Here is a 14,911-nt window from a genome sequence, read left to right as displayed (position 1 = left end):
AAGCCACCCTTGCACGAACCGGCCTGCCAGCGCTATCGGGTCGTCCGGTTCCATCGCCTGCTCCTCGAACTCCTGTCCCGCCAATTGCTTGAGGATGCCGCCTCTCGCGCTGCACGTTTGACGGCAGAAACTCTATCTTCGGACAACGGCCCCGATTTGTGCATCGTTTGCCCTGTCGACTGCTGTAGCACACGCCACCCCGCAGGATTACCCACTAACAGCGTGCGGCCAACCTGTTGCCTGGGAGATCCCCAGCCTAACCGGATTCCGAACACCGAAACCGGTGAATCCGCACATCAGACGACGGATTGTGCGGGTGGTGTCAGCGCCCGCTCCGGGCATAGGGCGGTGTGCCGACGCCGGCGACCGAGTGCGTGCCCCACGGCGTTTCTTCGACGATTCGGGCGGGCGCGCTGTGTTCGCCCACCGTGAGCGTGGCCGCCCGCCCCTGCTTGAGCGACTCCTGTGGCAGCCGCTCGAACACCGTCCCCTGCCAGTGGTAATTGCCGTCGATCGGGTCAAGGTGACCGGTGAGCCGGACGCGCACGGTGTGATGCACACCGCCCAGGTCCAGCGTCGCGGTGCCGTCATAGCCGCAATAGCCCTCCGCTGTATCGGGGGCGTCCGATGACAGGTCGAAGGCGGCCGCCACCGGCGGCGCGGCGGCGGGCGTGAGCTGGGCACGCTCGGTGAACAGCTGCTGGCTGCTGCGGCGCACCTCGATGCGGGTACTGGCGGTGCGGTTCATCCGTTGCAGGCACTCGGCGATGTAGCGCGCCTGAGCGCCGAAATCGGGGCCGGTCAGGAAGAAGTAATTGGGGAAGCCGTGCACGGCCACGCCGAAAAACGGCTCCATGCCGTCGTCCCAGGCCTGGCCGATGGTCACCCCGCGCGAGCCGGCCAGTTTCCAGTCGGAGCCGACGGCGTAGCCGGTGCCGTAGACGATGACGTCGGCGCGGTGCTCGACGCCGTCGCTGGTGCGGATGCCCGACGACGTCACGGCGTCGATCGCCGCATTCACCCGTTTTACCGCCGGCTGCGGCCGTTCGCGCCGGGTACGGCGGCGCAGCCAGCGCCTGGCGCGCGCGCTCGGCAGCGGTATCTCGGTGAGAAAGCGGCGCGGCGCGTGGGCGAAAGCCGTTACCGATCTCGCCGATTCGATCAGTCCGCCGAGGCGGTGGGCTGCTGCCGCGTCGGTGCCGATCACCGCGATGTGCTTGCCGGCCGGATCGAAATCGGCGTTCCACGCCGCCGCGGGAAACGCCTGACCCCCGAAGACACCCGGGATGTCCGGCATCCACGGCACGAAGCCGGCGCGATCGGTGGCGATGACGACGTCCGCGCGCACGGTCCGGTCTGCTGTGCTCAGCACCCATGTGTCGGTCGATTCGTCGAAGACCGAAGCGAGGACTTCATCGCTGGGCAGCACCAGGCCTGCTGCGGGCAGACCGGCGGCCGGCCGGCCGACGATGACCAGCTGGTAGTGGTCCGCTGTCACAGAAACCTGCTGCGCTTCCAGCCGACGCGGGCGATGCGGCCCATCAGGCCCACCTCGGTCAAAAACGCTGCCAGCGGAGCGAAGCCGGAAATCTGCGTTTCGCGGCGGTGCTCGCTGGTGCGCGCGGTCCGTCGCGCCCGCTTCGCGTCCAGGCCCGTGCGTGCATACGGAACCGGGTTGCTGAACAGGTAGTTGAAGAAGTACCCGCCGAGCCCGTTGATGTTGGCCATGAACCAGCGGTTGAGCCGCGGCATTTCGGCCACCCGTTTGCGCGCGCCGTCCCGGGCGAACTGGATGTGGCGGGCCTCTTCGGTGACGTGAATCCGCATGAGCCGCTGGATGATTGGCTGCAATTCGGGGTCGTCCATCATCTGCCGCTGCAGCGAGTCGAAGATCTCCTCGCCGATCAGGGCCGCCACCCACAGCATCGAGCCACGCTGGAAGGCCAGCGGCAGTGCATTGATGACCCACCGGTGGAATCGCCGCGGTCGCACCGGTTTGGCGCCGATACGTTCGATGGCCTTGCCGAACATGATCATGTGCCGGGTCTCGTCACCCAGCTCCGTCAGCTTGTAATGCGTCGACCGGCTGGTCGGGTCCTCATGCAGGATGGTGCGCAACAAGGACTGGTTGAGCATGTTCTCGAACCAGATTCCGGCCGAGAGCGTGTTCACCAGTTCCTGGCGGGACAGCTCGATTTGTTGTTCGCGGGTCATCTCGTCCCACATCGGCGTGCCGTACAACGACACGAGGCGGGGCGGCAGATAGAACTTGTCCGGGTCCAGCGGGGCATCCCAGTCGATATCGACGACGGGTTCGTAGGACTTTTTGACCGAGCCCTTGAGCAGACGCTCTGAGAACTCTTCGCGACTCGGCCCACTTGGTTTCACCGCAGTGGTCATCGTTGACGTCCCTTCGCGATCGGGTACGTCCGACGTTAGGCAGATCACACCGTTTAGTCAATACCTCTGGTACCGGATACCGGCGGTCTCGGATAGGTAACGGGCCGCCTGGACTAGCTTGAGCGCCATGGGGCGGCACATCCACGTCATCGGCATCGGCGCCGGCGATCCCGACTACCTGACCGTCCAGGCGATCGACGCGCTCAACGACACCCAGGTTTTCTTCGCCATGGATAAGGGTGAGGCGAAAAGCGACCTGGTGGCGTTGCGCCGGCAGATCTGCGCGCGGTTCATCCGCCAGCCCGGGTACCGATTCGTCGAGCTGCCCGACCCCAAGCGGTCGGCCGAGGCCGGCTATCGGGAAGGGGTTTCGCAGTGGCATGCCGCACGCGCGCGGATCTGGGCGGCGGCCATCTGCGACGAACTGCAGCCCGATGGCGTCGGCGCCTTTCTGGCCTGGGGTGACCCGTCGCTGTATGACAGCACGCTGCGCATCCTGGAAGCCGTCGCCGCCGAAGTCGATCTCAGCTATGACGTGATTCCGGGCATCACCGCGGTGCAGGCGTTGACCGCCCGGCACCGCATCGCGCTCAACGAAGTCGGCGAACCGGTCCTGATTACGACCGGAAGACAACTGCGCGCGAACGGACTGTCCGGTTCGGCCGTGGTCATGCTCGACGGCGACTGTTCGTTCCGGTCCTGCCCGCCGGACACCCGGATCTGGTGGGGCGCATACCTGGGTACCGCCGAGGAACTGCTGGTAGCGGGCACCGTCGGCGAGGTGGGGGAGCGCATCGTGACGCTGCGCGCGAAGGCCCGCGAGCGGCACGGCTGGCTGATGGACATCTATCTACTACGTTCTGAACAAGGCAAATAGCACAGCTATCGAGCCAATTTTTGATACGAGAGTACAAATTTCTCCGAAGCGGCGGACTAGCTCTCGTAACGCGATAACATCTGCTCCCGAATGAGTAATGTGTCGTGGATCACTGGCGGTGGTGGGGCCGTCGCGATAGTGGGAGGTCGTAGATGTCGTGGGTGATCGCAGCTCCCGAATACCTATCGGCGGCGGCCGCCGATCTTGCCGGTATCGGGTCCACGATCAGCTCGGCAAACGCGATGGCGGCCTTCCCGACCACGGCATTGGTGTCCGCCGGCGCTGACGAGGTGTCCACGGCGCTGGCCATGTTGTTCGGCGCGCACGCGCAGGCTTACCAGACGCTCAGCGCACAGGCGGCCACCTTCCACGACCAGATCGTCTCGCTGCTCAGTGGCGGTGCGTCGCAATACGCCACCGCCGAGGCCCTCAACGCGTCGCCGCTGCAGGCGGTCGTCGCCGCGGCGTCCACCGACCCCTTTGTGGCGCTGACCGGGCGCCCGCTGATCGGCAACGGCGCCAACGGGATCAACGGAACGGGCGGGGCCGGTGGCCCCGGCGGGTGGCTGTACGGCAACGGCGGCAACGGCGGGTCCGGGGGAGTCGGCCAGAACGGCGGCGCCGGCGGATCGGCTGGCTTCTTCGGCAACGGCGGCAGCGGCGGTGCCGGCGGCGCGGGTGCAAACGGTGGGACCAACCAGGCCGGCCAATCGGGCGGCAATGGTGGCGCCGGTGGCGCCGGTGGGTTCCTCTACGGGCTGGGTGGTAACGGTGGCGCCGGTGGTTTGGGTGGTAATGCCAGCGGGGCCCTCGGCTCCGGCGCCGGTCTGAACGGCGGCAACGGTGGCGCCGGCGGCGTCGGCGGTGCCGGCGGCCTGCTCTTCGGCCAGGGCGGAATCGGCGGCCTGGGCGGCAACGGCGGTAACGGCACCGGCGGGACCGGTGGGCAGCTTGCCGGCAATGCCGGGTCCGCCGGCAATGGCGGCAATGGCGGTCACAGTGGCTGGCTGTACGGCGACGGCGGTGCCGGCGGCAACTCCGGCAACGGCGGTTCCTTCGTGGCCGACAACACTGTCGCGGCCGGTGTGAGTGGCGGCAGTTTCGGCGTCACCGCCGGTAATGGCGGCAACTCCGGCCTATTCGGCAATGGCGGCGCCGGGGGTAATGGCGGATTGGGTGGGGCGGGCCAGTCGGTCACCCTCGGTGCCTTTACCACTGCGGGCGGGGGCGGTGGTGGCGGTTTCGGCGGCAATGGCGGCGACGGCGGCTTTATCTACGGCAATGGCGGGCAGGGCGGCGTCGGCGGCCTGGGCGGCAATGGCGGAAACGCCACGTCCGGCTTTGGCAGCTTCAACGGCTTCGGCGGCTTCGGCGGCTTCGGCGGTGGCGGCGGCCAGGGCGGCCTGATCGGCAACGGCGGCAACGCCGGCAACGGCGGCGGCGGCGGGAACTCCGGCACCGGCGGAGACGTCAGTGGCGGAGCGGGCCCGGGGGCGCTGGGTGGCTTCGGCGGCAGCGCCAAGCTGTGGGGCAATGGCGGCAACGGCGGCGCCGGCGGCAACACCGGGGCGGTCGGGGCCGGGAGTGCCGCCGTCGTGAACCAGACGGCCGACGGCGGCAATGGCGGCGACGGCGGCTTCTTCTACGGCAACGGCGGCAACGGCGGATTCGCCGGAACCATCCCGCCGGGCTTCTTCGCACCTGCCGGTAACGGCATCGGCGGCAGTGGCGGTAATGCCGGGCTGGTGGGCAATGGCGGCAACGGCGGTCCGGGTGCCGGAGCTGCCCAGGGCGGTACCGGTGGCGAGGGCGGCACCGGCGGCACGCTATTCGGCCAGCACGGCGCCAACGGACCCGCTTAGTCCGACCCAAGCTTGCTGAACGCATGCTCCCGTAGGGGGCCCCTGCGATAGCATCTCCTGGCACGTGCTGCAACGATGCGGCCGGCGGTCGGGAGGTTCTCGGATGTCGTTCGTGTTTGCATCGCCGGAATGGGTGGCCTCGGCCGCAACGGATCTGGCGAATATCGGCTCATCGATAACCCAGGCCAATTCGGCGGCCGCAGCGCCGACGGCATCGGTCCTGGCCGCCGGCGCCGACGAGATATCTGCGGCGGTCGCGGCGTTGTTCGGTGTCCACGCTCAGAGCTACCAGGCGCTCAGCGCTCAAGCGGCGACATTCCATCAGCAGTTCGTGCAGCTACTGAACTCTGGCGCGTCGGCGTATGCGACCACCGAGGCCGCCAGCGCCTCCCCGCTGCAGCAGCTGCTCGACCTGATCAATGCCCCCACGATGGCACTGCTGAACCGTCCGCTGATCGGCAACGGCGCCGACGGCATCGACGGCACCGGGGGCGCCGGCGGAGCCGGCGGCATCCTGTGGGGCAACGGCGGCCGCGGTGGTAGCGGCGCGGTGGGCGCAAACGGCGGCGCCGGTGGCGCCGCCGGTCTGCTCGGCAACGGTGGTGCCGGCGGCGCTGGTGGCGCCGGTCTAACGGGCTCACCGGGTTCGGGTGGTGTGGGTGGCGCGGCCGGCAATGGGGGTGCCGGCGGCGCCGGTGGTTGGTTGTACGGCGTCGGCGGAACCGGCGGTGCCGGTGGAATCGGCGGGGACGCGGTAAACCTCGGCACCGGTGCAGGTTTCAACGGTGGCGCGGGCGGTGCCGGGGGTATCGGCGGTCACGGAGGGCTACTGTTCGGCGCCGGCGGCACCGGTGGGACCGGCGGTCAGGGCGGGGCGGCCACGGGCGCCACAAGCGTTTCGCAGCAAGGTGGTACCGCCGGCAATGGCGGCGTCGGCGGTAATGGCGGCAACGGTGGATGGCTGTATGGCGACGGTGGTGCCGGCGGAAACAGCGGCAGCGGCGGGTCCTTCGTAGCCGACGCAACCGTTGCGCACGGTGCAAGCGGCTCCGGCTACGGCGCCTTCAATGCATACGGCGGTAACGGCGGCGATGCCGGCCTGTTCGGCAGGGGCGGGGCCGGCGGAAACGGTGGGTTGGGCGGAGCGGGCCAGGCCAGCCTGGTGTCCGGCGGCACCGGCGGTTTCGGAGGGTTAGGCGGCGGTGGTGGCAATGGCGGCCATGGCGGGTGGATTTGGGGTAACGGCGGCGCAGGCGGCGCCGGTGCCATGGGTGGCGCCGGTGGCGACATCACCGCCACCGGCGCCTTTGGCGGCATGGGGGGTTTCGGCGGATTCGGCGGCTCTGGCGGTAAGGCCGGATTCATCGGCGACGGTGGTGCCGGCGGGGCCGGCGGCCATGGCGGAAATGGTGGCACCGATGGGGTGTACAGCGCCCAGGCCGGCATCGGCGGCTTCGGTGGTTACGGGGGCGACGCGTTCTTCCTGGGTAACGGCGGCATCGGAGGCAACGGTGGCGACAACGGGACTGGCGTAGTGAATCAGATCGCCAGCGGCGGTGGCGGTGGCGACGGCGGGCTGCTGTACGGCAATGGCGCCAGGGGCGGCAACGCCGGCACTGCGACGTCCGCGCCGAGCTTTGAGGGTGGTGTCGGTGGTGCCGGCGGCAACGCCCACTTGATCGGCAACGGTGGTAACGGCGGGGCCGGCTCCGGGGCGGCGTTCGCCGGTGTGGGCGGCACGGGCGGTAGCCGCGGGCTGCTCTTTGGCACCCCAGGGGCGGCGGGGCCGGCGTAACGCGCGGGCGGATGGACACCCGTCGGCCGTGATCGGCAGACTGGACGGGTGCCCGAACTTCCCGAGATCGAAGCGCTGGTCGATCACTTGCGCCGGCACGCCGTCGGGTTGCCGGTGGGCCGCGTCGACGTGGCTGCGCTGTCGGTGCTCAAAACCTTCGACCCGCCGATCAATGCCCTGCATGGTCAGGTCGTGGATGGGGCTCAGCGCTGGGGTAAGTACCTGGGCCTGCATGCCGGCCAACTGTTTCTGATCGCACACCTCTCGCGCGCGGGCTGGCTGCGCTGGTCCGATCAGCTCGCGCCGGCGCCGCTGCGGCCCGGCAAGGGGCCGATCGCGCTGCGCGTGCACCTGGGCACTCCGGGCAGTGCACCGGGCTTTGACCTCACCGAAGCCGGAACCCAGAAGCGGCTGGCAGTGTGGCTGGTCGACGACCCGGCCAAAGTTCCGGGCATCGCCGCACTGGGCCCGGACGCCCTGGATGTCAGCGCCGACGACCTGGCCGGACTGCTGGCCGGTAACACCGGCCGGATCAAGTCCGTCATCACCGACCAGAAGGTGATCGCCGGCATCGGCAACGCCTACAGCGACGAAATTCTGCATGTGGCCCGGCTTTCGCCGTTCGCCACCGCCGGCAAGCTGACGGAGAAGCAACTGATCACTCTCCACGATGCGTTGGTGTCGGTATTGACCGACGCGGTGAGCAGGTCCGTCGGCCAGCAGGCCGCCACCCTCAAGGGGGAAAAGCGCTCCGGGCTGCGGGTGCACGCCCGCACCGGGCTGCCTTGCCCGGTGTGCGGCGACACGGTGCGCGAAGTGTCGTTCGCGGACAAGGCTTTTCAGTACTGCCCAGCCTGTCAGACCGGCGGCAAGGTGCTGGCCGACCGGCGCATGTCGCGGCTGCTCAAATAGTCGCCACGCTGCCTCGATATGCTGCCCGAGTGACTCGCCAGAAGATCCTCATCACCGGTGCAAGTTCCGGCCTGGGCGCTGGGATGGCCCGGTCCTTCGCCGCCAAAGGTCGCGACCTGGCGCTGTGCGCCCGTCGCACCGACCGGCTCGACGAACTGAAAGCCGAACTGACGCAACAATATCCGGCCATCAAGGTTGCGGTGGCCGCGCTGGACGTCAACGACCACGATCAGGTGCCCAAGGTGTTCGCCGAATTGAGCGACGAGCTGGGCGGCATCGACCGCATCGTCGTCAACGCCGGCATCGGCAAGGGCGCGCGGCTTGGCTCGGGCAAACTCTGGGCGAACAAGGCCACCATCGAGACCAACCTGGTGTCGGCGCTGGTGCAGATCGAGGCGGCACTGGAGATGTTCCAGCAGAGCGGGTCCGGCCATTTGGTGCTGATCTCCTCGGTACTCGGCAATAAGGGCGTGCCGGGAGTCAAAGCCGCTTATGCCGCAAGCAAAGCCGGGCTGAGCTCCCTGGGCGAATCATTGCGCGCCGAATACGCCAAGGGCCCCATCAAGGTCACGGTGTTAGAGCCCGGTTACATCGAATCGGAGATGACAGCCAAGTCCGAGACCACAATGTTGATGGTGGACAACGAAACTGGCGTCAGAGCACTCGTCGGCGCCATGGAGCGCGAGCCCGGGCGAGCCATCGTGCCGTGGTGGCCGTGGACGCCGCTGGTGAAGCTGATGTGGGCCCTCCCAGGCCGCTACTTCTAGTACCGCGAGCGTGCGCGTCTGTACGCGAAACGCCGCGCGTTCGCGTACATCCGCGCACGCTCGCGGCACTGAAAGTCAGCTTGCGCGGCCGCGTTCGGTTCGGTAGCGGCGGACCAAGGTGTCGGTGGAGCTGTCCGACTGCGGCTTGGGCGAAGCGTCGCTGGTGATCACCGGAAGCAGCGCCTTGGCCTGCGTCTTGCCCAGCTCCACACCCCATTGGTCGAACGAATCGATACCCCACACCACGCCCTCGGTGAACACCTGATGCTCATACAAAGCAATCAGCTGACCCAATACCGACGGTGTAAGCCGGTTAGCCAGAATGGATGTCGACGGCCGATTGCCGGGCATCACCTTGTGCGGCACCACATCGGCAGGGGTGCCTTCTTCGGCGATCTCCTGGGCGGTCTTGCCGAACGCCAGCACCTGAGTCTGCGCGAAGAAGTTGCTCATCAACAGATCGTGCATGCTGCCGGTGCCTTCGGCGGTCGCCAGGTCGTCGAGGGGTTCGCTGAACCCGATGAAGTCGGCAGGCACCAGCCGGGTGCCCTGATGCAGCAGTTGGTAGAAGGCGTGTTGACCGTTGGTTCCCGGCTCGCCCCAAAAGATTTCGCCGGTGTCGGTGGTCACGGGTGTGCCGTCGGCGCGGGTGGACTTGCCGTTGGATTCCATGGTCAGCTGCTGCAGGTAGGCCGCGAAACGGGCCAGATCGTTGGAGTAAGGCAGCACGGCACGTGATTGCGCGTCAAAGAAATTGGAGTACCACAGGCCGATGAGGCCAAGCAGCGCAGGCGCATTGGACTCCAGCGCAGCGGTGCGGAAATGCTCGTCGACGATGTGGAAGCCAGATAGGAAGTCGCTGAACGCTTCTCGGCCGATGACCGCCATCACCGACAGCCCGATCGCCGAATCGACCGAATAGCGTCCACCTACCCAATCCCAGAAGCCGAACATGTTGTCGGTGTTGATGCCGAACTCGTCGACCAGGCGGCGGTTGGTGGAGACGGCGACGAAGTGCTTGGCCACCGCGGCGTCGCCGAGCGCGTCGGTGAGCCAGCGGCGCGCGGCGGTCGCGTTGGTCAGCGTCTCCAGCGTGGAGAAGGTCTTCGAGGCGACGATGAAAAGTGTTGTGGCAGGCTCCAAGTCGGCAAGCGTGGCGACCAGGTCGGCGGGGTCGACGTTGGACACGAAGCGCGCCGAGATGCCCGCGTCGGCGTAGTGCCGCAGCGCCTGGTACACCATTACCGGACCAAGGTCGGACCCGCCGATGCCGATGTTGACCACGGTGCGAATCCGTTCCCCCGTGGCTCCGGTCCATTCGCCGCTGCGCAGCCGGTCGGTGAAGTCGCCCATCGCGTCCAGCACCTCGTGCACCTCTTTGACGACGTTGGCTCCGTCGACGGTCAATACGGCGTCGCGCGGCAACCGCAGCGCGGTATGCAGCACCGCGCGGTCCTCCGAGGTGTTGATGTGTACGCCGGAGAACATCTTGTCGCGGCGCTGTTCCAGGCCGGCCGCCCTGGCCAGATCGACCAGCAACTCGAGGGTCTCCCGGGTGACACGGTGCTTGCTGTAGTCGATGTAGAGGTCGCCGACGGTGACGTTGAGTTCGCGCCCGCGATCTGGGTCGTCGGCGAAGAACTGGCGTAGGTGGGTTTCTCCGATCTCGTTGTGATGCTTGCGCAGGGCGTCCCACGCCGGCGTGGCGGTGATGTCAGCGATGGATTGCTCGGAGGTCATGCCTCGACATTAATGCGGAGGCGTTGGGGCGTTGGGGCGTTGGGGCGTTGGGAGCCGCGAGCCCGGACAGCGTGCACCGAGCCTGCAAAATCGCAGGCCCTCACTCGTACTTTCCCTGCAAAACCGCAGCCTCGACCGCACCCAGGTTTACGCCGCGCCCAACGTGCGCTGTAGGTCAGGCAGCATGGCTTGCAGTTGTTGGCCCCAGTACGACCAGGTGTGGGTGCCGTTGTCGGGGAAGTTGAACACCCCGTTGCGCCCGCCCTTGGCTTGATACCTGCTCTGAAAAACCTTGTTGCTTATCCGCGTGGCGCTTTCCAGCAGGCTGGCGTCCAGCTTGGTGCCCTGGTCCGATTCCCCGCCGTTTCCGGTGTACACCCAGATGCGGGTGTTGTTGGCGATGAGGCTCTTCACATTGACCGTGGGGTCGTTCGCCGCCCACGCCGGGTCGGTGGGCGGCCCCCACATCGCCTCGGAGCGGAAACCACCGGCGCCCAGTTGCACGGCGCTGACCAACGAGGGCCAGTTTCCGGCGGACAAGTTCAAAAAGCCCGACATCGACGCCGCATAGACGAAGTTCTGGGCATGTTTGGCCGCCAGGACCAGCGCCGCCGATCCCGACATCGATGCGCCGACGACGGCGTTGCCGGTCGCGCTGATCCCCTTGTTGGCCGCCAGCCACTGCGGTAGCTCCTGGGTGAGAAAGGTCTCCCACTTGTACGTCGACACCCCGTTATTGCCGACGGCCGGTTTGTACCAGTCCGAGTAGAAACTGGCCGTTCCGCCGGTCGGCATCACCAGCGATAGCCCGGATTGCTCGAACCACTCGAACACCGGAAGGTGAATATCCCAGCCGTTGAAGTCGTCTCGGGCGCGCATCCCGTCCAGCAGATACACGGCGTGGCTGCCGCCGCCCTGAAACTCGACCTTGACCTGGCGGTTCATCGAGGGTGAGGGGACCATCAGGTACTCGATCGGCAGACTGGTCCGCGACCACGCCGACGAGGTCGCCGAGTTCGCGGAGACTACGCACAACAGCGCGAGCAACATCGCCGCCGATACGAGCATCAGCCGGCGCAACGGCGAAGCCCCAATTGCCACTGCCGTAACCATTTCCGGCGAAATTTACCTCAGCAAAGCGTCGAACCGGACAAGGTCACGACGGTAGTAACCGTTTAGTGGCCGAGTCGTCCCCTGCCCAACCGCAGCAGCAGAATCGCCAGGTCCTTACCGTCGGGCCCGAGCTCGCTGTAGCGCTCGATCACCTTCATCTCGCGGCTGTGCACCAGCCGGGTGCCCCCGGACGCCATCCGGACTTTGCCGATCGCCTGGGACACCTCGACGCGGCGTTTGACCGCGGCCAGGATTTCGGCGTCCAACCGGTCGATTTCTTCGCGTAACTCGTCGATATCGAGCTCTGGGGTGTCGATTGTCTCGAGGTTCATTTCTGCTAACTCCGCGTTGTCGTGAGGTGGGGGTTCTGGTCTCATCCGGTTCGGGCCTCACACAAGAGACGAGCCCCGTATCCGAAAGCGGACCACGGGGCTCTGCGAAAGCAGCTACGCCACGGGCACCGCTGACCGGTACCCGTAAAAAAATCGGCGCTGCATGTTGAGCACCAATCGAGTGTGCCATCCTGCGCCGTGCCCGCGCAAAAAGATGCGCAAATCGTTCGCTGCAGCAAGCCAACTCGATTTGCCGAAAACGCACGTTTTCGTTGTCCCGTTGGCTTTAGGCTTCCACTCGCTGGCACTGAGACGGGCCCGGTGAGGAAGGACTTTGTTCATGAACTTTTCGGTGTTGCCGCCAGAAATCAACTCTGTACTGATGTTTTCCGGCGCGGGATCGGCCCCCATGGCGGAGGCCGCGGCGGCCTGGGGTGGACTGGCTGATGAGTTGGGTGCGGCGGCAGACTCATTCGGGTCGGTGACCTCGACGCTGGTGAGCCAGGCCTGGCAAGGCCCGGCGTCCGCGGCGATGGCGTCGGCGGCCGCACCCTATGCGGGTTGGCTGAGCGCGGCGGCGGCGCACGCCGCGGGGACGGCTGGGCAGGCCCAGACGGTGGCCAGCGTGTTCGAAGCCGCGCGGGCGGCGACGATCCATCCGATCGCGGTGGCCGCCAACCGTTCCGGGTTTGTGCAGCTGGTCCTTTCGAATCTGTTCGGCCAGAACGCGCCGGCGATCGCGGCCGCCGAAGCCGTGTACGAGGAGATGTGGGCCCAGGATGTCGCGGCGATGTTCGGCTACCACAGCGGGGCATCGGCGGTGGCCGCGGCGCTGACGCCGTGGCAGCAGGTGGTGCAAGCCTTCCCGGGCCTGGGTGCTATCTCGGCGGTCAGCAATATCGGCACCGGGAACTTGGGCCTGGGCAACATCGGCAGCATCAACCTGGGCAGCGGCAATACCGGTAGCGCCAACTTCGGCAGCGGCAACAAGGGCCTGCTCAACTTCGGCAGCGGAAACGCCGCCGGCAACATCAATCTCGGCGACGGCAACACCGGCAGCTTCAACCTGGGTTCTGGAAACGTCGGTAGCAGCAACCTGGGCGGTGGCAACCGCGGCAGCGGAAACCTCGGCATCGGGAACTTCGGCAGCGGCAACTTCGGCGGTGGAAACAGCGGCAGCGGCAACATCGGCAACGGGAATACCGGTAGCTACAACCGGGGCAGCGGCAACTTCGGCAGCTTCAATATCGGCTTCGGAAATGAAGGTAACCAGAACTTCGGCTTCGGCAACACGAACAACTTCAACATCGGCATCGGCAATAAAGGCCTCAGCAACCTCGGCTTCGGAAACCTCGGCAACAACAACATCGGCTTCGGGAACACCGGTAACAACAACTTCGGAATCGGGCTCACCGGCAACGACCAGGTGGGCATCAACCTCGCCGGCCTAAATGGCGGCACCGGGAACATCGGCTTGTTCAATTCGGGCAACAACAACGTCGGCTTCTTCAACTCGGGCAATGGAAACTGGGGCATCGGTAACTCCGGCAACTTCAATACCGGCTTCATGAACACGGGTGCCACCAACACGGGGTTCTGGAACACCGGCGACATCAACACCGGCTTCTCGAACTCCGCTGACACCGGGGTTGGTTTCGCCAACTCCGGCCACGGTGACGTCGGCTTCTTCAACGCCGGCCACGACAACATGGGCTTCGGCAATGCCGGCAGCTTCTCGATGGGCGGACTCAACGGGGCTTCGAGCGGCACCGTCGGCTTCGGCAACTCGGGCAACAGCAGCGTGGGCTACGGAAACTCGGGGGTCGGCAATACCGGGTTCGGAAACTCGGGTAGTTACAACACCGGCTGGGGCAATTCGGGTAACACGAATACCGGCTTCGGCAATGCCGGCGACGTCAATACGGGCTTCGGCAGCGCGACCGACACCGGCCTGACCAACTCCGGTTTCGGCAACACCGGTACGAATAATTCCGGCTGGAACAACAACGGAAACAACAACTCGGGCTTCCAGAACGTCGGCAACGACAGCGAAGGCTACGGCAATATCGGGAACCAGCAAACAGGTTTCCAGAACACGAACGGCAAGAACACCGGCTTCTTCAACTCCGGCACCAACGACGTGGGCATCTCGAACTCCGGCAACCTCAGCGTCGGCTACGGTAACGCCGGCACCGCCGGGAACGTGGGCTTCATGAATGTGGGCCTGGACAACGGTGGCTTTAACCAGTCGGGCGACCACAATTCGGGCTTCTCCAACTCGGGTTCACATAGCTCGGGTGGATTCAACAAGGGAAATCAGCAATCGGGATTCGGCAACTAACCTCGCTCGCCCGGTCGGCTGGCTAGCCTGGTCGACGGCTGGGGCCTTGGCCAAGCAGGGCCATTGCGGGTGCAAACCGGTCGCCGGGCCCGCGCCGCGGTTTTCACCTGAATAACTTTTGCCGATTGACATTATTGGTACTTCGCGCGAAATAGAGTGCTGCAATGCGGGGCTAAATCGAGTCTGTAGCAGGAGGCCAATGATGTCTTTCGTGATTGCGGCGCCGGGGACGATGGGGTCGGCGGCAGCGGGATTGACCGACATCGGATCTGCGCTCAGTGCCGCTAACGCGGCGGCAGCGGCCCGGACGACGGGGCTGTTGGCCGCTGCTGAAGATGAGGTGTCGGCGGCCGTGGCAGCGTTTTTCGGGACGTATGGGCGGGGCTATCAAGCGCTCAGTCAGCAAGCGATGACGTTTCACGACCAATTCGTACGAGCGATCGCCGGTGGTGGGGACATGTACGCGGTCGCCGAGGCGGCCAGCAACAACTCGATGCTGGGGTTGCTTGATTTGGTCAACGCGCCCACGATGGCGGCGGTCGGCCGACCGCTGTTCGGCAACGGCGCCAATGGGCTTAACGGCACCGGCCAGGCCGGTGGGCCGGGTGGGATCATCTCGGGCAACGGCGGCAATGGCGGCTCCGGAGCGCCTGGCCAGCCCGGTGGTGCCGGTGGTAGCGCGGGGATGTTCGGCAATGGCGGAGCCGGCGGGGCTGGCGGTATCGGCGCACGGGGTGGCGCAGGTGGTAACGGCGGGTCGACGTTCGGGAAC

At 66.5% G+C, this 14,911-nt stretch carries 12 protein-coding genes and 2 pseudogenes; 9 read left to right on the top strand and 5 right to left on the bottom strand.

Going from position 1 to position 14,911, the window contains the following annotated elements; all coding sequences use genetic code 11:
• Window positions 1-25 precede the first annotated feature (25 nt).
• A pseudogene (locus BST12_RS35155) lies at window positions 26-121 on the top strand (DUF8092 domain-containing protein); the annotation flags it as partial.
• A 201-nt stretch (window positions 122-322) separates the two neighbouring features.
• Here the strand turns inward: BST12_RS35155 and BST12_RS21955 are convergent.
• Both BST12_RS21955 and BST12_RS21950 read right to left on the bottom strand, forming a co-directional pair.
• The gene (locus BST12_RS21955; RefSeq protein ID WP_211281333.1) at window positions 323-1,297 is read right to left on the bottom strand and encodes a DUF4873 domain-containing protein; all 975 of its coding nucleotides are present in this window, start codon (window positions 1,295-1,297) and stop codon (window positions 323-325) included.
• A 197-nt stretch (window positions 1,298-1,494) separates the two neighbouring features.
• On the bottom strand, window positions 1,495-2,400 hold the full coding sequence (locus BST12_RS21950; RefSeq protein WP_083115373.1) for an AurF N-oxygenase family protein: 906 nt from the start codon (window positions 2,398-2,400) through the stop codon (window positions 1,495-1,497).
• A 127-nt stretch (window positions 2,401-2,527) separates the two neighbouring features.
• Between BST12_RS21950 and cobF the strand changes: the two genes are divergently transcribed.
• From cobF to BST12_RS21925, 6 genes and pseudogenes are all read left to right on the top strand, one after another.
• Window positions 2,528-3,277: a precorrin-6A synthase (deacetylating) gene (gene cobF / locus BST12_RS21945; protein ID WP_083115372.1), complete on the top strand. Its 750-nt coding sequence runs from the start codon at window positions 2,528-2,530 to the stop codon at window positions 3,275-3,277.
• Between the two features lie 152 nt (window positions 3,278-3,429).
• Complete coding sequence (locus BST12_RS21940; protein ID WP_083115370.1) at window positions 3,430-5,139, top strand: PE family protein; 1,710 nt, start codon at window positions 3,430-3,432, stop codon at window positions 5,137-5,139.
• Window positions 5,140-5,242: 103 nt separating this feature from the next.
• Complete coding sequence (locus tag BST12_RS21935) at window positions 5,243-6,934, top strand: PE family protein (protein ID WP_083115368.1); 1,692 nt, start codon at window positions 5,243-5,245, stop codon at window positions 6,932-6,934.
• 48 nt (window positions 6,935-6,982) lie between these two features.
• Window positions 6,983-7,228: pseudogene (locus tag BST12_RS33625) on the top strand (DNA-formamidopyrimidine glycosylase family protein); the annotation flags it as partial.
• Window positions 7,229-7,387: 159 nt separating this feature from the next.
• Complete coding sequence (locus BST12_RS33620; RefSeq protein WP_245850486.1) at window positions 7,388-7,846, top strand: zinc finger domain-containing protein; 459 nt, start codon at window positions 7,388-7,390, stop codon at window positions 7,844-7,846.
• 29 nt (window positions 7,847-7,875) lie between these two features.
• Window positions 7,876-8,613: an SDR family oxidoreductase gene (locus BST12_RS21925; protein ID WP_083115365.1), complete on the top strand. Its 738-nt coding sequence runs from the start codon at window positions 7,876-7,878 to the stop codon at window positions 8,611-8,613.
• A gap of 75 nt (window positions 8,614-8,688) precedes the next feature.
• On the opposite strand, the gene pgi is transcribed toward BST12_RS21925, so the two are convergent.
• From pgi to BST12_RS21910, 3 genes are all read right to left on the bottom strand, one after another.
• Window positions 8,689-10,353, bottom strand: a complete 1,665-nt coding sequence (pgi, locus tag BST12_RS21920; protein WP_083115363.1) for a glucose-6-phosphate isomerase — start codon at window positions 10,351-10,353, stop codon at window positions 8,689-8,691.
• Between the two features lie 147 nt (window positions 10,354-10,500).
• Window positions 10,501-11,466 carry an esterase family protein gene (locus tag BST12_RS21915; protein ID WP_083115361.1) on the bottom strand — a complete coding sequence of 322 codons (966 nt, stop codon included), beginning with the start codon at window positions 11,464-11,466 and terminating at the stop codon, window positions 10,501-10,503.
• A 62-nt stretch (window positions 11,467-11,528) separates the two neighbouring features.
• Window positions 11,529-11,843 carry a chorismate mutase gene (locus BST12_RS21910; RefSeq protein WP_083115360.1) on the bottom strand — a complete coding sequence of 105 codons (315 nt, stop codon included), beginning with the start codon at window positions 11,841-11,843 and terminating at the stop codon, window positions 11,529-11,531.
• Between the two features lie 295 nt (window positions 11,844-12,138).
• On the opposite strand from BST12_RS21910, the gene BST12_RS21905 reads away from it, so the two are divergent.
• Together BST12_RS21905 and BST12_RS21900 are read left to right on the top strand one after the other, a co-directional pair.
• Entirely contained in the window at window positions 12,139-14,139 is a 2,001-nt protein-coding gene (locus BST12_RS21905; RefSeq protein WP_083115358.1) for a PPE family protein, read from the top strand.
• Between the two features lie 202 nt (window positions 14,140-14,341).
• Window positions 14,342-14,911: PE family protein (locus BST12_RS21900; RefSeq protein ID WP_139801831.1), on the top strand; the 570-nt coding region annotated here is incomplete at its 3' end.

The sequence above is a fragment of the Mycobacterium angelicum genome, assembly GCF_002086155.1.
GTDB lineage: Bacteria > Actinomycetota > Actinomycetes > Mycobacteriales > Mycobacteriaceae > Mycobacterium > Mycobacterium angelicum.
The sequence above is the reverse complement of the archived record's forward strand: the minus strand, read 5'-3'. Positions and strand labels throughout refer to the sequence as shown.